Raw genomic sequence first — 18,543 nt, 5'->3', positions numbered from 1 at the left:
TCGCCGCAGGCGTCGGCTCACTACGATGGAGATCGACTGATCCGACCAGCGATCTGGCGGGAGGTGCGAGCATGGCGTTCTATCGGCAGGTCGGTGCGGTGCCGCCGAAGCGGCACACCCAGCACCGCGACGAGCACGGCAGGCTCTACTACGAGGAGCTGATGGGCGAGGAAGGCTTCTCCGGCGATTCCGCTTTGCTCTATCACCGCGGCCTACCGCCCGCCATCGTCGACGCCACGGTCTGGGAGCTGCCGGACCAGACGACGACGCCGAACCACCCACTGCGCCACCGGCATCTGCGCCTGCACGATCTGTTTCCCGGCGACGTCGCGGCCGAAACCGATCCGGTGACCGGCAGGCGGCTGCTGCTCGGCAACGCCGACGTGCGGATCTCCTACGTCGCGGCCAAAGGCGCCTCGCCCTTGTACCGCAACGCGATCGGCGACGAACTGGTGTACGTGGAGGCGGGCGAGGCCACCGTCGAGACCGTCTTCGGCACGCTGCCCGTCCGCCAGGGCGACCAGGTCCTCATCCCGCGCGCCACCACCCACCGCTGGTTGCCCGCCGGTCCGGAACCGCTGCGCGCGTATGCGATCGAGGCCGCGAGCCACATCACGCCGCCCAAGCGCTACCTGTCGAAATTCGGTCAGCTGCTGGAGAATTCACCGTACTGCGAGCGAGACCTGCACGGCCCGGCCGGTCCGCTGCTCGAATCCGATACCGACGTCGAGGTACTGGTGAAGCATCGGGCGAGCGGCCGCGTGGTCGGCACTCGCATGATCTACGCGACGCACCCGTTCGACGTGGTCGGCTGGGACGGGTGCCTCTACCCGCTCACGTTCAACATCGCCGACTTCGAGCCGATCACCGGGCGCGTGCACCAGCCGCCGCCCGTGCACCAGGCGTTCGAGGGGATCAATTTCGTGGTGTGCAATTTCGTGCCGCGTAAGGTCGACTACCACCCGCTGTCGATCCCGGTGCCGTACTACCACTCCAACGTCGACTCCGACGAGATCATGTTCTACTGCGGCGGAAATTACGAGGCGCGCAAGGGTTCCGGAATCACGCAAGGCTCGGTGTCGGTGCATCCCGGCGGCTACGCGCACGGACCGCAGCCCGGCGCCTACGAGCGCAGCATCGGCATCGAATTCTTCGACGAACTGGCCGTCATGGTGGACACCTTCCGCCCGCTCGAACTCGGCGAGGGCGCGCTGGCCTGCGAGGATCCCGCCTACGCGTGGACGTGGTCCGGCCGGGGTCCGCAGTGAGGACGCGCCTCGAAGTGCCGGACGATTCGCTGTTCGGCTCGGACAACCTGCCTTACGGGGTGTTCGCGCCGCGCGGCGGCGGACATCGGGTCGGTGTGCGATTCGGCGAACATGTCGTCGATCTCGCTCTGGCGCTGGATGATTCGGCCTTCGCCGCAGCGGACCTGAATCCCTTCCTGGCGCAGGGGCCCGCACGTTGGCGCGAGGTGCGCGAGCGGGTGCGCGAACTGGTCGACTCCGAGATCCCCGCCGAGGCCGTGCATTCCCTCGCGAACGTGTCGACGGCGCTGCCGATCCGCGTCGGCGACTACGTCGACTTCTACGCGAGCATCGACCACGCCTCCAACCTCGGACGCCTCTTCCGCCCGGATGCCGAACCGCTGCTGCCGAATTGGCGGCACCTGCCCGTCGGCTACCACGGCAGGGCCGGAACCGTGGTGGTCTCCGGCACCGATGTCGTCCGCCCGCACGGCCAGCGCAGAACCGATTCGGGCGCACCGGATTTCGGACCTGCACGACGGCTGGACATCGAAGCCGAACTCGGCTTCGTCCTCGGCGTCGGTTCCGAACTCGGCAGGCCGATCGACATCACCGAAGCCGAGAACCACCTGTTCGGCGTGGCACTGGTCAACGACTGGTCCGCCCGCGACATTCAAGCCTGGGAGTACCAGCCACTCGGACCGTTCCTCGGCAAATCGTTCGCGACCTCACTGTCGGCCTGGGTGACGCCGCTGGCGGCCCTCGACTCGGCGCGGATAGCGCTACCGGAACAGTCCCCACCACCGCTGCCCTACCTCACCGCCGATCAGCCGTGGGGGCTGGACATCGACCTGACCGTGCGCTGGAACGGCCACACCGTCGCCCACCCGCCGTACGGACGCATGTACTGGTCACCCGCGCAGATGCTCGCGCATTTGACCGCCAACGGCGCGGCGACTCGCACCGGCGATCTGTTCGCCTCGGGCACCATTTCCGGCCCGGAGGCCGGGCAACGCGGGTCGTTCATCGAATTGTCTTGGGGAGGAAAGGAACCCGTTGAGGTGGGAGAGGAGTTGCGGACGTTTCTGGAGGACGGTGACGAGGTGGTGATCACGGCGTCGGCTCCTGCGGCGGGGGGTGCCCGCATCGGGCTTGGTGAGGTGCGCGGGCGGATTCTGCCTGCGCGCGATCGGTCCCTCGCGGGATTGCACGAGGCATCGAGTCCCGCCTCATAGTTCGAGTCGAGTCTTGTGTGGCGCTTGCTTGTGGATTGCGGTCGCAGTATTCGTAGTTCGCAGCGAGTGCGCCCGCCCAGCGGATGGGTAGCAGCTTGGCTGGGTTTCGAGTCGCGCGCGCGTTTGGTCGACTGTGCGCGTCGCTCACCGTTCGCAGCGGATCCGCCTACCCAGGTCTTCGCTTGCCGGGCTGGGTCTTTGTGCGGGCTCGCGCCCGCCCACCATCGACCTCGCGTCGGGAAATAGCCCAGCAGCACAGAACGTGACGCCACGCACTTTTAGCCCAAGACGTGGCCAGCATCACCACCCCCGCCGATTCAGTTGGATCGACCCACCGGTTTACCGTTCGGGTGAATCACCCATCGGACGGGAGCCCGCGGCAATGTTGACCACCCTCGCACGGTTCGCCGTCGCGCGCCCGCGCGTCGTTCTCGGCCTCGCGCTGCTGCTCATGCTGCTGTGCGGCCTGTTCGGGGCGACCGCGCAGTCGCACATGAAGTCCGGCGGGTTCGTCACTCGGGACCTGGAGTCGGTCGAGGCCGCCGACTTCATCGCCGACCATTTCACCGGCGGGGACCCGAACTACATCCTGCTCATCACCGCCGAGGACGGGGTCGACAGCGCGGCGGCGAAGGCGGCAGCGCAGCGAGCGACCGACCAGCTGCGCACTTATCCCGAGGTCAGCGGCATCCAGTCGTACTGGTCGGCGCGGCCGGACCTGGCGCAGGCGCTGCGCGGCAGGGACGGGCACAGCGGGATCGTCGTGGCCAGTATCGAGGGCGACGACGGTGAGCTCAGCGAGCGCGCCGCGAAGATCAGCGAGACGGTGCAGACCAGCGGCGATGGCGTCACCGTTCGCGCGGGCGGGCTGGCCGCCGTTTTCGCGGACATGAACTCCCAGATCAGCGAGGACCTGATCGTCGCGGAGGCCATCGCGGTGCCGCTGACCGGGCTCTTGCTGATCCTGGTGTTCGGCAGTGTGGTCGCCGCCGCGCTGCCGATCGCGATCGGCCTGTTCGCCATCGCCGCCGCGCTCGGCATTCTTCGGGCGCTGACGGCGGTCACCGACGTCTCGATGTACGCGCTGAACATGACCACCGCGCTCGGTCTCGCACTGGCCATCGACTACAGCCTGTTCATCGTCAGCCGATACCGGGAGGAGCTGGCCCGCGGCCTGGATTCCGGCGCGGCCGTGGTGCGCTCGATCCAGACCGCAGGCCGCACCGTGGTGTATTCGGCTCTTGTGGTCGCGCTTTCGCTGGCGGCGCTCGCCGTGTTCCCGCAGTACTTCTTCAAGTCGTTCGCCTATGCGGGGATGGCGGTGGTCGCGGCGGCGGCAGGCGCCGCGGTCATCGTGCTGCCCGCGATTCTGGTGCTGGTCGGCGAGCGGGTGAACGCGCTGGACCTGCGGGTCCCGCTGCGCCGCATGCTCGGTCGGCCCGGCCCCGCGGAGCAGGCGCCGGAGCGCAGCCTGTGGTACCGGTGGGTCGTCGGCGTGATGAAGCGCGCCGCTCCGGTCGCGGTGATCACGACCATCGCGCTGCTGCTGCTCGGATCACCTTTCCTGTCCGCGCATTTCGGCTACCCGGATGATCGCGCGCTGACGCAGTCCGCGCCGAGCCGCCAGGTCGGCGACGCGCTGCGCAGCGACTTCTCCGCCGATCTCGGCGCGAGCGCCTACGCGGTGCTGCCCGGATTCCACGGCGGCCAGGCCGAGCTCGGGGCATACGCCGCGGCGCTGTCCAAGGTGGCCGACGTGCCTGCGGTGCTGTCGAGCGAAGGCGTCTACGTCAACGGACTGCGCGCGGCCGCAGCACCGCCCGGAATGTCCGGCGCGGAGGGCGCTTTCCTGTCCATTGGGACCCGCCTCGATCCGTACTCGACGGACGGCAAGGATCAGCTCGCCCAGTTCCGGGCGATCCCCGCGCCCGGCGACGTGCTCTTCGGCGGCGCCGCCGCGCTGAACCAGGATTCGGTCTCCGCGATCGCGGACCGGCTCCCGCTCGCCGCCGCGCTCATCGCCGTCACCACCTTGATCCTGCTGTTCCTCTTCACCGGCAGTCTGCTGCTTCCGGTGAAAGCCCTTCTGCTCAACATTCTTTCGCTGGCCGCGACCTTCGGCGCGATGGTGTGGATATTCCAGGACGGGCACCTGTCCGGCCCGCTCGGCTTCACCCCGACCGGCAAGCTCGACCTCGCGATGCCGATCCTGATGTTCAGCCTCGCGTTCGGCGCGTCGATGGACTACGAGGTGTTCCTGCTCTCCCGAATCAGGGAGGAGTGGCTGGCGGGCGAGAAGACCGCGGCGGGCAACACCCACGCCGTCGCCATGGGCGTGGCCAGGACCGGCCGGATCTTCACCGCCGCCGCATTGTTGATGAGCATCGTCTTTCTCGCGCTCGCCAGTTCCGGTGTCGCGGCCATGAAACTGTTCGGCATCGGGTGCGCGCTCGCGGTGCTCAGCGATGCCACGGTGATCCGCGCGCTGCTCGCACCCGCGCTGATGCGGGTGATGGGTACCGCCAACTGGTGGGCGCCGAAACCCCTTGCGGCGCTGCACAGGCGCTTCGGTCTGTCCGAGGAATCAGAGGTTCCGACGCCGCGAGACACGGGCGTCACCCCGGCGACCGGGGCCGAAGCCGATCCGGTACCCGCCGCGGTTCGCGAATAGCACCGCAGGGGATTACGACTGCATGCCGCGTCCGAGGTAGACCACGCCGACGAATTCGGTCAGGTCGTCGATCAACGTCTGCACATCGTCGCGCGCGCCCCCGTCGTCGTGATGGTGCAGCCAATCGGCGACCAGCTCGAACATGCCGCCGATGGTGGCCAGAGCGAGGGCCAGCCGCCTGCGCTGAGCCCGCTCGTCCGCCGCGGGACCCGCCGACCACTCACCGTCCAGGAACGCCGCCGCCCAACGCCGGTTGCCGCGGCGCTGCTTCTCCACCGCCGGTGAAATACCGCCCGCCTCACCGAAAGTCACCTTCGCCAGGCGCGGGTCGTCGGCGATCGCGTGCACGAACGCGCCGATGACCGCCGCGGCGCGCTGCGACCAGTCGCGTCCCGCCACCTCCGCCGCCACCTCGGCCACGCGTTGCTGGATCTGCGCCGTGATCAGCTCGAGTAGTGCGACGTAGCAGGCTTCCTTGCTGTCGAAGTGATCGTAGAACCCCTTCGTGCCGACGTAGGCGCGCTGACAGATCTGTTCTATCGAAGTACCCGAAAAGCTCTGTTCGGCAAACAGTTCGGTCGCGGCCTCCAGCAGTTGACTGCGACGCTGCGCGCTGCGCTGCTCGGCGTCGAGGCCGCGAATCCGGCGCCGGGCCGGAGCCGGGCCGGGCCGCGCGGCGGGTGTGCTGCGGGTCATCTCACGACGATAGCCGGAGTGGTTTCAGAAAGAAGTCTTGTTGGCAATCGGAACCCGTGCTGTAATCGCTGTACCGATGAGGAGGGACCGAGATGTCGGTGATCGAAGGCGATTCGGCCGGAAGGCGCCCCACGTTCGTGCGCGCCGTCGTCGCCGCGGTGATCGTTACCGTTGGCGTCGCGCTGGCGGTCGGTGGGTCGCTCTCCGTCGCGGTGGCTATGCCACTGCCGCAACATGATTCGTTCTACGAGCCGCCGCAGGACTTCGCGAGCGCCGAGCCCGGGACCGTCCTCCGCTCCCGCGAGGTGCGACTCGCCGTGCTCACGCTGCTGCCGTTGAACGTGCGTTCCTGGCAGTTGCTGTATCGCACGACCGACCTGTTCGACGAACCCGCCGTCGCGGTCACGACCGTGGTACTTCCGGCGGGCGCGGACCCGACCCGCTCGCGCCCGCTGGTGTCGCTCCAGTTCTACTACGACAGCGCAAGCCCTTCCTGCGCACCGTCGTACGTATTGCGGCAGGGTGCGGGACTGCCCGGCGTCGAGGGCATCCATTCCAACAGCGAGCTGATCGCGCTGGCCGCACTGATCAGCCAGGGCTGGGCCGTGTCGATTCCGGACTACGAAGGCCCGTCCGGTCATCTCGCGGTCGCCAAGGAACCCGGGTACATGACGCTCGACGGGATCAGGGCCGCACAACGATTCGAGCCGATTGGCCTGGACGGTGCGAATACGCCGGTGGCCCTTTGGGGTTACTCCGGCGGCGGAATGGCCACCGGGTGGGCCGCCGAGATGCAGCCGAGCTACGCCCCGGAGCTGAACCTGAAGGGCGCGGCGCTGGGTGCGCCCGTCTCGGATGTCGAATCGTTGCTGCACGTCAACGGATCCATGTTCGCCAGTCTGATCGGCATCGGAATCGCCTCGCTGTCCAACGCCTATCCGAGCTTCCACGAGGTGACCTACCGGCATCTCACGCCCGAGGGCCGTGCGCTGCTCGACCGCACCAACGCGCAGTGCCTACCGCGCAACGCGCTCACCCAGATGTTCGTCGATTACCAACGGCTGCTGACGATTCCGATTGCCGACTACCTGGCGCTGCCGGAGATCCGCGAGGTGTTCGATGCGACGGTGCTGGGTGGCAACACCCCGACCACACCGATCCACCTGTACCAAGGCGTCTTCGACGAAGCGGTGCCGGTGTGGACCAACGACTCTCTCGCCCAACGGTATTGCGCGAACGGCGCCTCCGTCGTCTACAAACGCGACCACCTCAGCGAGCATCTGACGCTGCCGTCGCTCGGCATGGCCGACACCTTCGACTGGCTGAAGGAGAGGCTGGCGCCGAACGCGCCGGACCAGGTCGGCTGCCGGACCGACAATGTGGTCTCCATGCTCGCCGACGTCGACGCGCTGCTGAGTCAGCTCGAGATCAATCTGAACGCCGGCTTCGGCGCACTCGGGTTCCCGATCGGTCCCAGCGAACGCTGATCCAGGCCGCACATTTCCTTCTGGATGGTGCGATGAATTCGGCCGGACTGGGAAGTCTGCACAGGCGAGGAACGACCCACGTCAGGAGATGGCCATGCAGAAGATCGTCACGAACCTCTGGTACGACACCCAGGCCGAGGAGGCGGCGAAGTTCTACTGTTCGCTCTTCCCGGACTCCAAGATCACCGACATCCAGTACTACGGCGAGGCGGGGCCGCGCGAGGCCGGACTCGCCATGGTCGTCGACTTCGAACTGAACGGTCAGAAGTTCACCGCCATCAACGGCGGCGGCGAGTACCACTACACGCACGCCATGTCGCTGCTGGTCAACTGCGAAAGCCAGGTCGAGGTCGACCGCCTGTGGCTCGCGCTGCTCGCCGACGGCGGCCAGGAGATCGAGTGTGGCTGGCTCAACGACAGGTACGGCATCCCGTGGCAGATCTGGCCGGTGCAGGCCAACGAGCTGATGAAGGGCGATCCCGCCGCCGTCGCGCGCGCCACCAAGGCCATGTTGGGCATGAAGAAGATCGACGTGCAGGCCATGCGGGACGCCTACGAGGCGGTCTGACCACCGCATTTCACCTCCCCGAATCCCCGCGCGGTGAGGCGCTGGGCTACGTGGACGCGCGCGGGTTCGGGTCATCGCCGGGCGTGTCCGCGCGGCGGGCGGGTATGGTCGACCGGGAAATTTCACATCGCCAACGGGGGCTCGCACCAGCGGGCTGAGAGGACGGCTAGCCCAAGAGGGCGGTAAGGGCCGTCGACCGTATGAACCTGACCGGGTAATGCCGGCGTAGGGAGGAGAAGCATGGCCACCGCCAACGGCGCCGCCGCGCCCGTCGACACCGTGACCACCGGCCCCATCGAGGGCAGCGTCAAGCACTACCAGGAAGTCGACGACCTGCGCATTCCGGTGCGTCGGATCAATCTCACCAACGGTGACACCTTCGACGTCTACGACACCTCGGGCCCGTACACCGACGACAACGCGGCCATCGACCTCGAGGCCGGGCTGCCCAAGCTGCGCGACACCTGGGCCAAGCCGCAGGTGGACGGCCCGCCCACCCAGCTGGCGTGGGCGCGGCAGGGAATCGTCACCCCGGAGATGCGGTTCATCGCCGGACGCGAGGGCGTCGAGCCCGAGCTGGTGCGCGAGGAGGTCGCGGCCGGGCGCGCGGTGATCCCGGCCAACCACAAGCACCCGGAGCTGGAGCCGACGATCATCGGCAAGAAGTTCCTGGTGAAGATCAACGCCAATATCGGCAACTCCGCGGTGTCCTCCTCCATCGCCGAGGAGGTGGAGAAGATGGTGTGGGCCACCCGCTGGGGCGCGGACACCATCATGGACCTGTCCACCGGCAAGAACATCCACGAGACCCGCGAGTGGATCCTGCGCAACTCCCCGGTCCCGGTCGGCACCGTGCCGATCTACCAGGCGCTGGAGAAGGTGAACGGCGATCCGACCCAGCTCACCTGGGAGATCTACCGCGACACTGTCATCGAACAGTGCGAGCAGGGCGTGGACTACATGACCGTGCACGCGGGCGTGCTGCTGCGCTACATCCCGTTGACCGCCAAGCGGGTCACCGGCATCGTCTCGCGCGGCGGCTCCATCATGGCCGCGTGGTGTCTTGCCCACCATCGCGAGTCGTTCCTGTACACCCACTTCGAGGAACTCTGCGAGATCCTGGCGAAGTACGACGTGACCTTCTCCCTCGGCGACGGCCTGCGTCCCGGCTCCATCGCGGATGCCAACGACGAGGCCCAGTTCGCCGAGCTGCGCACCCTGGGCGAGCTGACGAAGATCGCGAAATCCCATGGCGTGCAGGTGATGATCGAAGGCCCCGGACACGTGCCGATGCACAAGATCGTGGAGAACGTGCGGCTCGAGGAGGAGCTGTGCGAGGAGGCGCCGTTCTACACCCTCGGCCCGCTGGCCACCGACATCGCGCCCGCCTACGACCACATCACCTCGGCCATCGGCGCCGCGATCATCGCCCAGGCGGGCACGGCCATGCTCTGCTACGTCACACCCAAGGAACACCTCGGCCTGCCCAACCGCGACGACGTCAAGGTCGGCGTGATCACCTACAAGATCGCCGCGCACGCCGCCGACCTCGCCAAGGGTCACCCGCACGCTCAGCAGCGCGACAACGAATTGTCCAAGGCCCGTTTCGAATTCCGCTGGCGCGACCAGTTCGCCCTCTCGCTCGACCCCGACACCGCACGGGAGTACCACGACGAGACCCTGCCTGCGGAACCCGCCAAGACCGCCCACTTCTGCTCCATGTGCGGCCCGAAGTTCTGCTCCATGCGCATCTCCGCCGACGTGCGCGAATACGCGGAGAAGAACAACCTCACCGACGTGGAGGCCATCGAAGCAGGCATGGCGGAGAAATCCGCCGAGTTCGCCGACCACGGGAAACAGGTTTACCTGCCGGTGGTTTCGTAGTTCCTTCTCGGTTGCGCCCGTCCCGACCTCGCCGGTCTGGGCGGGCGTTTGCCGTTGTGGGCGCGACCCTGCGCCAGTCCAACGTCACACGCTTGCCGTTCGCCCTACATAGGCGGTGCCTATGCGAGGGGTGCACGCGCTGTGTGGGAACGCCGGAACAGCGAACCTAGCGCACGGTGCTCTCGATCAGACGGTGCGCGGCCTTGTCGGTCCGGCTGACGTCTCCCGTGATGATGCGATCTTGAAGTATGCCGCGTAAGCCTGAAACCAGGAGAGTCGCAATAACTTCCGCGTCATCTACGTTGAACCTGCGCAACCCGTCGGCGAGCGCGGCGACGAAGGTGCCGATGGCGTCGGTGGCATAGTCGGCGTAGGGGCCGTTGGAGGCGCAGGCCGCGCCGAGCACTTGGAGCATCACCTTGACGCTGGTCGCGCCGGCGCCGGTGGTGTTGGCGCGCCAGAAATCCCACAGGCGGGCGCGCAGGGCGGGGGCGTCGGCGATGTCGGCGAACAGGGCTCTGATGTTCGGGCGCTGGGTGGCCAGGGCTTGGACCAGCAGTTCTTCCTTGGTGTCGAAGTAGTAGATGAGCATGCGCGAGCTGGTGCCGAGTTCGGCGGCGAGCGGGCGCAGCGAGAGTTCGGCGAGGCCGTGCGCGGCGATGTAGTCGACGACGCCGGAGAGGAGTTCGGCGCGTTTGGCGTGGTCGAGTGGGCGGGCCATGAGTTGACTGTAGCGAGTGCTACAGGTATTCATGACATCGTGACTGTAACACTCGCTTCAGAAACTGCGGACTCCGTCGTCGTCACCGCCTACGCGGCCACCACTTCGCTCGCCGACGACATGGATACGACCTGGTCGGAGCTGTTGCGAGGACAGACGGGCATCGGCGTGCTCGACGACGATTTCGTCGCCGAGTACGACCTGCCGGTCCGCATCGGAGGCAAGCTGAAGGCGCATCCGTCCGCGCAGCTGAGCAGGATCGAGCAGCGCAGGCACTCCTACGTCGAGCAGTTGGCCTTGGTCCTCGGCAGGCGGGTCTGGCAGGCCGCGGGCGCACCGGAGGTCGAGGGTGAGCGGCTGGCGGTGGCCATCGGCACCGGCCTCGGCGGCGGCGACGCACTGATCGATGCCGTCGACGCCATGCGCGCGGGCGGCTACCGAAAGGTGTCTCCGATGTCGGTGCCGATGGTGATGCCGAACGGTCCCGCCGCCACGGTCGGTCTCGAAATCGGCGCCAAGGCAGGCATTTTCGCGCCCGTATCGGCGTGCTCCTCGGGCTCGGAGGCCGTCGCGCACGCGTGGCGGCTGATCCGTTCCGGCGAGGCCGACGTGGTGGTCACCGGCGGCGTCGAGGGGCACATCCACGCCGTGCCGATCGCGAGCTTCGCGATGATGCGCGCCATGAGCACCCGCAACGAGGAACCCGAACGCGCCTCGCGCCCCTTCGACCGGGATCGCGACGGGTTCATCTTCGGCGAAGCGGGCGCGCTCATGGTGCTGGAGTCCGAGCGGCACGCCAGGGCGCGCGGCGCCGAGATCCACGCGCGGGTGCTAGGCGCGGGCATCACCTCCGACGCCTTCCACATCGTCGCCTCCGACCCGGAGGGCATCGGCGCGGCCCGCGCCATGCGCAAGGCCATCGAGACGGCCGGACTGAACGCTTCCGACATCGCCCACGTCAACGCGCACGCCACCTCGACACCGATCGGCGACGCCTCGGAAGCCAACGCCATCGCCGCCGTCACCCCGCACGCCTCGGTCTACGCACCGAAATCCGCGCTCGGGCATTCCATCGGCGCGGTCGGCGCGCTCGAATCCATCCTGACGATGCTCACGCTGCGCGACCAGGTCGTCCCGCCCACCCTCAACCTCGACAACCAGGCTCCCGACATCGATCTCGACATCGTCGCGGGCGCGCCCCGACGGCAGCGGATCGACTACGCGGTGAACAACTCCTTCGGCTTCGGCGGCCACAACGTCGCGCTGACCTTCGGCCGCGCCTGACCCCCCTGCCCAGGACAGAACTCGCCCCACCCGCGCCCACAGAGCTGCCGGCTCTGTGCGGCACGCACGGGATGTGGCACGGGCCGCGACTCGAGCGTCGCGCCGCCGAGCGCGGTATACGGCAGACCAGACCACTCGGCCTGCGTGGCAGAATCGTTAACCGGACGAACTATTCGATGACCGGCAGCGGCGCCGGTCCGAGGGACGGACGACAACGTGAGCGAGCGTCAGCGAGCGAACCATCGACACAGTGTGCTGTCACGCACGACGCAGCCGAGCGTCAGCGAGGCGGAGTCGTGAGTGACGCCTTCTACCTCCCGGATCCGGACGACCCGCAGCGGTTTCTCTCCACCGAACTCACGCGCGGGCCGTGGTCACCCGACGCGCAGCACGCGGGCCCGCCGTCGGCGCTGCTCGGCCACGTCATCGAGCGGTGCGAGCCGCGCGAGGGATTCCAGATCGGGCGGGTCGCGGTGGAGATCCTGGGACCCGTGCCGCTGGAGCCGCTGATCGCCGAGGCCCGCGTCACCCGGCCGGGGCGCAGTGTGGAGTTGCTGGAGGCGACGCTGTCCACCGAGCGCGGTCCGGTGATGAAGGCCAATGCGTGGCGATTCAAGCTGGCCGAACCCGAACTGTCGCTGCCCGAGAAGATCCAGCCGACGGGCGTGCGTCCCGGTCCGGAGCACGCGCCCGCTCCCGCTCCCTTCCCCGCCGCGCACGAGGTCGGCTTCCACACCGCCATCGAATACCGTTTCGTCACCGGCGCTTTCGAAGAACCCGGGCCCGCGATCTGCTGGATCCGGCTGAAGTATCCGATCGTCGCAGGCACCGATCCGAGTCCGCTGGAGAGGACGCTGGCCGCCGCCGATTCGGGCAACGGCGTGAGCTCGGTGCTCGACTGGTCGCGCTACTTGTTCATCAACACCGATCTCACCGTCACCCTGCACCGCCAGCCGGTGGGCGAATGGGTCTGCCTCGACGCGGTCACCTATCCCCAGCCGCACGGCATCGGCCTGGCCGAGTCGGCGCTGTTCGACGAGAAGGGCCCGCTCGGGCGCAGCACCCAGACGCTCTACCTCGGCACTCGGTGAGTTAGGCCCGAGTCGAGATCTGCTGGATTGCCCAGCCGTTGCCGTCGGGGTCCGCGAAGAAGACGAACCCGACGTTGTCGAGTGGGTCCGGCATTGTCGTCGGGCTCTCACCGAGCACCTGGATCTCGCCGACCTCCACACCGCGCTCGACCAATTCGGCGCGCGCCTTGTGGAGGTCGGGGACAACCAGCTGCAAGCCCTGCAACGAACCGGGCGTCATCGAGGGCACCGCACCTTTGCCGATCACGATCGAGCAGCCGGAACCCGGCGGGGTCAGCTGCACGATGCGGATGTCGTCGCCGATCTCGGTGTCGTGGTCGACGGTGAAGCCCAACTGCCACGCGTAGAAGTCCTTGGCCCGGTCGATGTCCGAGACCGGAACCACGACCACCTCGAGCGTCCAATTCATGGCGAACCCCTTTGCGTCCGACGAATGCGTCGTTCCTACCAGCCCGCCGGGCGCCGCGCCGCATTCCGACACGCGGCCGCCATCGCTTGCTGAGCGAGCGTCGATCGATTGCTCTGGTGCGGCAATGTTCTGTCAACCACCGTAGGCATGCCACGGACGGTGGTGTGCCTGGCACTCGTGCCGCAGCTGCCACAGACGGAGTCGCGGGCGCGCATTCAAACGCGCGGCTGCCAGCGCCAAGCGAATTCACCCGGCTCCGGCGGCGGCCCCGGCAGGTCACCCTCCGCCTCGAGACCCGCGACGAGCAGCGCCAGCGTCCGCCTGCGCAGCTCGGCGGTGCGTTCCGCGTCCGGCATGGCGATCGCCGAGCAAGCCTCCAGGATCAGCCCCAGGTCCTGCGGATTCACTTCCGCCCGTAGCCGCCCGGAGGCGTGCGCGCGACGGATCAATTCGGCGTTGACCTCGCCCGAGTGCAGCACGTCGGGCCACATCGCGTCGTCGGGTGTGAAGGTGCCCGCCAGGCGCACGGTCAACGAGTGCACGTCGGCGTCGACCACCCGCTCCAGGAACCCGACCAGCCCGCGCCAGCCGTCCGAATCCTCCAGTGCCGCATCCGCTTCCGCGTTGTAGCGGCGCAGCCCTTCGTGGCAGAGGGTGCGCAGCAGCACTTCCTTGCTCGGATAGCGGCGGTACAGCGCGCTGATGCCGACGCCCGCGCGCTCGGCGACGGCGGCGATCGGGGCGTTGGCGTCGGCGAGGAACACGGCTCGCGCCGCGTCCAGAATCAGCCCGTCGTTGCGGGCGGCCTGCGCCTTGCGGCCGGGCAGGCCCTTGCGAGCTGGGACTTCTTGCGTCTTCGGCATGACTTCAGCCTAGCACTTGAAACGGAATGATCCGTTCTGTTACTGTTTGAACAGAACGAAGCATTCCGTTTCAAAAACGAGGAGCATCCGATGGTCGCCATCACCCCCTTCCGCATCGACATCCCGCAGGCCGAGCTCGACGATCTCCAGTCGAGGCTGGCCCGCACCCGGTGGGCCGATCAGATCCCCGGCTCCGGCGATGCCTATGGCGTGAGCGTCGATCGCGTCCGTCACCTGGTCGACTACTGGCGCACCGGCTTCGACTGGCGCGCGATCGAGGCGAAGCTCAACGCCCACCCTCAGTTCACCACCGAGATCGACGGCCAGACCGTGCACTTCCTGCACGTGAAATCGTCTCGGGACAACGCCTTCCCGCTGATCCTCAGCCACGGCTGGCCGGGCACCTTCGTCGAGTTCCTCGACATCATAGAGCCGCTCTCCGCCGCGGGCTTCGACCTGGTGATCCCGTCCGTCCCGGGGTACGGATTCTCCGGCCCGACAAAGGAATCCGGCTGGGACAACGCCCGGATCGCCAAGGCGTGGGCGGAGCTGATGAGCAGGCTCGGGTACTCCCGCTACGGCGCGGTCGGCAACGACGGCGGTGCGCAGATCTCCGCGGAGGTCGGCCGGATCGATCCCGAACACGTTGCGGGCGTGCATGTCTCGCAGGTGTACTCGTTCCCGTCCGGCGATCCGGCCGAGCTGACCGATCTGACCGAGGAGGAGCAGCAGTCGCTGGCGACGCTGGAGTGGTTCGCGCAGAACAAGATGAGCTTCAACATCCTCCAGGCGCAGCAGCCCCAGACCTTGGCGCACGCGATCACGGATTCGCCGACCGGGCTCGTCGGCTGGAACGCCCAGCTGCTCGGCCCCGAGCTGGACGACGAATTCGTGCTCACCAACATCGCGATCCACTGGTTCACCGGCACCGCGGGCACGGCGATCCGGCAGTACTTCGAGAACGCCAAGGCGCAGCATCCGTCCGAGCCGACCACCGTGCCGTTGGGGCTCTGCGGCTCCACCGGCGATTTCCACGGCATCCGCCGCTTCGCCGAGCGCGACCACAAGGCCATCGCGTCCTGGCGGACCCACGAGGTGGCGACCCACTACCTGCACCACTCGGCGCCCGAGTTGATCGCGGGTGAGATCAGCTCGTTCTTCGCGACGTACCGGTAACCCCGCACCCCGAAACGGTGCACATCCGTCCCGGATGTGCACCGGGGGCGTGTGGACGTTCGCTTATGTCATCGAGAGTCACGGCCATGGTTCGTCTCGCTTCGCGTTGATGTACTGGATTCACCAACGGCACACCAGCTTTCACCGCAAGGGAGAACACCATGAAAATCGCAGTCTTCGGAGCCACCGGCAGCGTCGGCCGCCTGGTCGTCGAGCAGGCGCTCGAGCAGGGCCACGAGGTCACCGCCTTCACCCGCAACGCGGCGGGCGTCACCCAGCGACACCCGCGCCTGCGCGTGGTGGAGGGCGACGTCTTCGACACGCACCAGGCCGAGCGGGCGGTCGCCGGTCAGGACGCGGTGCTGATCGCGCTCGGCGACGGCCGCAAGGGCCTGGTGCGCTACGCCGGAACCAAGTCGGTCGTGGAGGCGATGCACCGGACCGGGGTGAAGCGGCTGATCTGCCAGAGCACCCTCGGCGTCGGCGACAGCCGCGACAACCTCAACTTCCTGTGGAAGCACGTGTTCTTCGGCATGCTGCTGCGCCGCGCCTACAACGACCACGTCGAGCAGGAGGCGTACGTGCGGGCCAGCGACCTGGACTGGACCATCGTGCGGCCGAGCGCGTTCACCGACGGCCCGCGCACCGGCAGCTACCGCCGCGCTTTCCCGGGCTCCGAGCGCGGCCTCACGCTCAAGATCGCACGGGCCGACATCGCCGAATTCCTGCTCGAACAGCTCACCGATTCGACTTATCTGCGCCGGACGCCAGGCATCTCGCACTGATGCCGCGCATCGAAAGCGATCGACGGCAGTTCCCACACAGGCCACACGCCCCTCACAGCGCCAATGCTTATGTGGGGCGTGTGAAACCTGTGTGCGATCACCTGCCGCGACCCACGCCCCCTCAATCGCGCGTGGGTCGCGGCAGGTTCGGTTCCCGAGCGGCGCCGGGAAAGCGGACGCGGCACTTCAGCGGCGCGGCCACCACGATTCAGGCGTGCTCGTGCAGCTCGCCCCACGCCGGGAACGGGTCGTCGAAATCTGCCCAGACCTCCGGTCCCGCAGTGAATTCGGCGTCGGTGAGCAATGCGGCGTCCAAGAGTGCGCGCACCCGGTCGCCGTCCAGCTTCACGCCGATGAAGACGATCTCCTGTCCCGCGGGCACTTCCAGCGAGGACCACCACGCGGCGGGCTCGAAGGTCAGGTTCGGTCCGGCCTGCGACCAGATCGCCGCCAGACTCGCCCTGCTGGCGATCCAGCAGAATCCCTTGCTGCGCAGAATAGCTCGCAGCTGGTCGAGAGCCGATGCCAATCGACCCGGATGGAACGGACGTTCGGCGGTGTAGGTGATGCTGCGGATGCCGTACTCGTCCGTCTCCGGAACATGGCCGCCCGCAAGCTCTTCCGCCCAACCTGCCGTCTCGGACGCGACCACCGGGTTGTACCGTCCGGTGCCGAGCACCTCGCCCAGCTCGACCACGCCGCGCTCGATGCGCAGCACGCGAGCGCGCGGATTCAGCCGTCGCACCGTGGCTTCCACCGTCCCCGCGGCGTTCGCGCTCACCAGGTCGGTCTTGTTGATCAACAGCACGTCGGCGAATTCCACCTGGTCGACCAGCAGATCGGCGATACTGCGCTCGTCACCCTCGCCCGCCTCCAGATTCCGTTCCGCCAGCGCCTGGCCGCGGACCAGCTCGCCGAGGAAGGTCGAGGCGTCCACGACCGTCACCATGGTGTCCAGCCTCGCGATGTCGCCGAGTGTGAAGCCGTCCTCGAATTCCCAGTCGAAGGTCGCCGCCACCGGCATCGGCTCGGAGATCCCCGTCGATTCGATGACCAGCTGATCGAAGCGCCCCTCCCTGGCCAGCCTGCCCACCGCCTCGATGAGGTCCTCGCGCAGCGTGCAGCAGATGCAGCCGTTGGTGAGCTCGACCAGCTTCTCCTCGGTGCGGTCCAGGTGCCCCTGGCCCGCCACCAGGGCCGCGTCGATGTTCACCTCGCTCATGTCGTTGACGATGACCGCGACCCGGCGGCCCTCGCGGTTGGCCAGGATGTGGTTGAGCAGCGTCGTCTTGCCCGCCCCGAGGAAACCGGACAGCACGGTGACGGGCAGCAGATCGGAGCGCGTGGAAGTGGTCACGGATTAATGGTAATGGTTTTCATTTGCTTCGTAGCGGGCGGGTGGGCACCGCCCACCAGGCGTTAGGGTCGGGACTGTGAAACTGCTGCCCCTTCCCGCCGACGGACAGACTCCGGTCCGCGTCCTCACCATCGCAGGCACCGACTCCGGCGGCGGCGCCGGGATCCAGGCCGACTCGCGCACGATGGCGATGTGCGGGGTGCACGCGTGCGTCGCGGTCGCGGCGGTGACGGTGCAGAACTCGGTGGGCGTGAGCGGCTTCCACGAAATTCCGCCGCAGATCGTCGCCGACCAGGTGCGTTCGGTGGTCGGCGATATCGGCGTCGGCGCGGCCAAGACGGGCATGCTCGCCTCGACGGCCATCATCGAGGCGGTCGCCGAGGTCTGCCGCGAAGTGGGCATCGGCCGCGACGGCACGATTCCGCTGGTGGTCGATCCGGTGGCGGCGTCCATGCACGGCGACCCGCTGCTGCACATGGAGGCACTGGATGCGTTGCGCCACACGCTGATTCCGCTCGCCACGGTCGTGACGCCGAACCTCGACGAGGTCCGGCTGCTCACCGGAATCACGGTCACCGACCAGGCCGAGGCGCGACGCGCGGCCGAGGCGCTGCACGCGCTCGGCGCGCGCTGGGCGATCGTGAAGGGCGGACACCTTCGCTCCTCCGAGACGAGCACCGACCTGCTCTTCGACGGCGAGAACTTCCACGAGTTCACCGCGCCGCGCCTCACCACCGGTAACGACCACGGCGGCGGCGACACCCTCGCGGCGGCCATCGCCTGCGCCCTCGCGCACGGCTATCCGGTGCCGGAGGCGGTCGAGTTCGCCAAGGAATGGACCCGCCGATGCCTGGCCGCCTCCTACGATCTCGGCGCGGGCCACGGCCCGGTCTCGCCGCTGTGGCGGCTGCGTCACTCCTGACGTCCACGCCTCGTTCGTCCAGCAGTCCGGCCGCGAAAACTTGTCGGTGGGCGGGTCCATACTGAGGTTGTCGCGAACACGGCCGGCCTCAACGGCGCGGCTCGGCCAGGAACAACGGCGTTCACAGTGGACGCGGCAAGGCCCCTG

The 18,543-nt window shown here is 68.0% G+C and carries 16 protein-coding genes; 11 read left to right on the top strand and 5 right to left on the bottom strand.

Features of this window, described 5'->3' with window-relative positions; translation table 11 throughout:
* The first annotated feature begins 71 nt into the window (after positions 1-71).
* The 3 genes from AC3ERS_RS28575 to AC3ERS_RS28565 all read left to right on the top strand — a co-directional run bounded on the left by AC3ERS_RS28575 (position 72) and on the right by AC3ERS_RS28565 (position 5,153).
* Positions 72-1,268, top strand: coding sequence for a homogentisate 1,2-dioxygenase (locus AC3ERS_RS28575; RefSeq protein ID WP_431971198.1), 1,197 nt, complete (start codon positions 72-74; stop codon positions 1,266-1,268).
* Positions 1,269-1,282: 14 nt separating this feature from the next.
* A complete protein-coding gene (gene fahA, locus AC3ERS_RS28570; protein WP_431971197.1) occupies positions 1,283-2,482 on the top strand; it encodes a fumarylacetoacetase in 1,200 nt (399 codons plus the stop codon).
* A gap of 382 nt (positions 2,483-2,864) precedes the next feature.
* The gene (locus AC3ERS_RS28565; RefSeq protein ID WP_431971196.1) at positions 2,865-5,153 is read left to right on the top strand and encodes an MMPL family transporter; all 2,289 of its coding nucleotides are present in this window, start codon (positions 2,865-2,867) and stop codon (positions 5,151-5,153) included.
* Between the two features lie 12 nt (positions 5,154-5,165).
* Here the strand turns inward: AC3ERS_RS28565 and AC3ERS_RS28560 are convergent, their stop codons facing one another.
* Positions 5,166-5,849, bottom strand: coding sequence for a TetR/AcrR family transcriptional regulator (locus AC3ERS_RS28560; RefSeq protein WP_431971195.1), 684 nt, complete (start codon positions 5,847-5,849; stop codon positions 5,166-5,168).
* Positions 5,850-5,941: 92 nt separating this feature from the next.
* Between AC3ERS_RS28560 and AC3ERS_RS28555 the strand changes: the two genes are divergently transcribed.
* From AC3ERS_RS28555 to thiC, 3 genes are all read left to right on the top strand, one after another.
* Positions 5,942-7,336, top strand: a complete 1,395-nt coding sequence (locus AC3ERS_RS28555; protein WP_431971194.1) for a lipase family protein — start codon at positions 5,942-5,944, stop codon at positions 7,334-7,336.
* A 94-nt stretch (positions 7,337-7,430) separates the two neighbouring features.
* The gene (locus AC3ERS_RS28550; RefSeq protein WP_431971193.1) at positions 7,431-7,904 is read left to right on the top strand and encodes a VOC family protein; all 474 of its coding nucleotides are present in this window, start codon (positions 7,431-7,433) and stop codon (positions 7,902-7,904) included.
* A 240-nt stretch (positions 7,905-8,144) separates the two neighbouring features.
* Positions 8,145-9,788: a phosphomethylpyrimidine synthase ThiC gene (thiC, locus tag AC3ERS_RS28545; protein WP_431971192.1), complete on the top strand. Its 1,644-nt coding sequence runs from the start codon at positions 8,145-8,147 to the stop codon at positions 9,786-9,788.
* Positions 9,789-9,954: 166 nt separating this feature from the next.
* On the opposite strand, the gene AC3ERS_RS28540 is transcribed toward thiC, so the two are convergent.
* Entirely contained in the window at positions 9,955-10,509 is a 555-nt protein-coding gene (locus AC3ERS_RS28540) for a TetR family transcriptional regulator (RefSeq protein WP_431971190.1), read from the bottom strand.
* 39 nt (positions 10,510-10,548) lie between these two features.
* Here AC3ERS_RS28540 and AC3ERS_RS28535 point away from each other — a divergent pair, with 39 nt between their 5' ends.
* Positions 10,549-11,793, top strand: a complete 1,245-nt coding sequence (locus AC3ERS_RS28535; RefSeq protein ID WP_431971189.1) for a KasA/KasB family beta-ketoacyl-ACP synthase — start codon at positions 10,549-10,551, stop codon at positions 11,791-11,793.
* A 296-nt stretch (positions 11,794-12,089) separates the two neighbouring features.
* On the top strand, positions 12,090-12,884 hold the full coding sequence (locus AC3ERS_RS28530) for a thioesterase family protein (protein WP_431971188.1): 795 nt from the start codon (positions 12,090-12,092) through the stop codon (positions 12,882-12,884).
* Position 12,885: 1 nt separating this feature from the next.
* Here the strand turns inward: AC3ERS_RS28530 and AC3ERS_RS28525 are convergent, their stop codons facing one another.
* Both AC3ERS_RS28525 and AC3ERS_RS28520 read right to left on the bottom strand, forming a co-directional pair.
* Positions 12,886-13,293 (bottom strand): VOC family protein, encoded by a 408-nt coding sequence (locus AC3ERS_RS28525; RefSeq protein WP_431971187.1) that lies wholly within the window; start codon positions 13,291-13,293, stop codon positions 12,886-12,888.
* 215 nt (positions 13,294-13,508) lie between these two features.
* The gene (locus AC3ERS_RS28520) at positions 13,509-14,156 is read right to left on the bottom strand and encodes a TetR/AcrR family transcriptional regulator (protein ID WP_431971186.1); all 648 of its coding nucleotides are present in this window, start codon (positions 14,154-14,156) and stop codon (positions 13,509-13,511) included.
* Positions 14,157-14,246: 90 nt separating this feature from the next.
* Between AC3ERS_RS28520 and AC3ERS_RS28515 the strand changes: the two genes are divergently transcribed.
* Positions 14,247-15,332 carry an epoxide hydrolase family protein gene (locus AC3ERS_RS28515; RefSeq protein WP_431971185.1) on the top strand — a complete coding sequence of 362 codons (1,086 nt, stop codon included), beginning with the start codon at positions 14,247-14,249 and terminating at the stop codon, positions 15,330-15,332.
* A gap of 161 nt (positions 15,333-15,493) precedes the next feature.
* Positions 15,494-16,117: an NAD(P)-dependent oxidoreductase gene (locus tag AC3ERS_RS28510; RefSeq protein WP_431971184.1), complete on the top strand. Its 624-nt coding sequence runs from the start codon at positions 15,494-15,496 to the stop codon at positions 16,115-16,117.
* A 208-nt stretch (positions 16,118-16,325) separates the two neighbouring features.
* Here the strand turns inward: AC3ERS_RS28510 and AC3ERS_RS28505 are convergent, their stop codons facing one another.
* The gene (locus AC3ERS_RS28505; protein ID WP_431971183.1) at positions 16,326-17,474 is read right to left on the bottom strand and encodes a GTP-binding protein; all 1,149 of its coding nucleotides are present in this window, start codon (positions 17,472-17,474) and stop codon (positions 16,326-16,328) included.
* 76 nt (positions 17,475-17,550) lie between these two features.
* On the opposite strand from AC3ERS_RS28505, the gene thiD reads away from it, so the two are divergent.
* Entirely contained in the window at positions 17,551-18,396 is an 846-nt protein-coding gene (gene thiD / locus AC3ERS_RS28500) for a bifunctional hydroxymethylpyrimidine kinase/phosphomethylpyrimidine kinase (RefSeq protein WP_431971182.1), read from the top strand.
* The last annotated feature ends 147 nt before the right edge of the window (positions 18,397-18,543 follow it).

The sequence above is a fragment of the Nocardia sp. bgisy134 genome (assembly GCF_057708325.1).
This window is presented reverse-complemented; position numbering and strand designations above follow the sequence as displayed.

What these genes read in the sequence shown, in the direction of transcription:
- AC3ERS_RS28510 (WP_431971184.1), top strand. Translation starts at nt 15,494, where the DNA reads ATGAAAATCGCAGTCTTCGGAGCCACCGGCAGCGTCGGCCGCCTGGTC.
- AC3ERS_RS28555 (WP_431971194.1), top strand. Translation starts at nt 5,942, where the DNA reads ATGTCGGTGATCGAAGGCGATTCGGCCGGAAGGCGCCCCACGTTCGTG.
- AC3ERS_RS28575 (WP_431971198.1), top strand. Translation starts at nt 72, where the DNA reads ATGGCGTTCTATCGGCAGGTCGGTGCGGTGCCGCCGAAGCGGCACACC.
- AC3ERS_RS28520 (WP_431971186.1), bottom strand. Translation starts at nt 14,156, where the DNA reads ATGCCGAAGACGCAAGAAGTCCCAGCTCGCAAGGGCCTGCCCGGCCGC.
- AC3ERS_RS28550 (WP_431971193.1), top strand. Translation starts at nt 7,431, where the DNA reads ATGCAGAAGATCGTCACGAACCTCTGGTACGACACCCAGGCCGAGGAG.
- AC3ERS_RS28560 (WP_431971195.1), bottom strand. Translation starts at nt 5,849, where the DNA reads ATGACCCGCAGCACACCCGCCGCGCGGCCCGGCCCGGCTCCGGCCCGG.
- AC3ERS_RS28565 (WP_431971196.1), top strand. Translation starts at nt 2,865, where the DNA reads ATGTTGACCACCCTCGCACGGTTCGCCGTCGCGCGCCCGCGCGTCGTT.
- AC3ERS_RS28540 (WP_431971190.1), bottom strand. Translation starts at nt 10,509, where the DNA reads ATGGCCCGCCCACTCGACCACGCCAAACGCGCCGAACTCCTCTCCGGC.
- AC3ERS_RS28515 (WP_431971185.1), top strand. Translation starts at nt 14,247, where the DNA reads ATGGTCGCCATCACCCCCTTCCGCATCGACATCCCGCAGGCCGAGCTC.
- thiC (WP_431971192.1), top strand. Translation starts at nt 8,145, where the DNA reads ATGGCCACCGCCAACGGCGCCGCCGCGCCCGTCGACACCGTGACCACC.
- AC3ERS_RS28525 (WP_431971187.1), bottom strand. Translation starts at nt 13,293, where the DNA reads ATGAATTGGACGCTCGAGGTGGTCGTGGTTCCGGTCTCGGACATCGAC.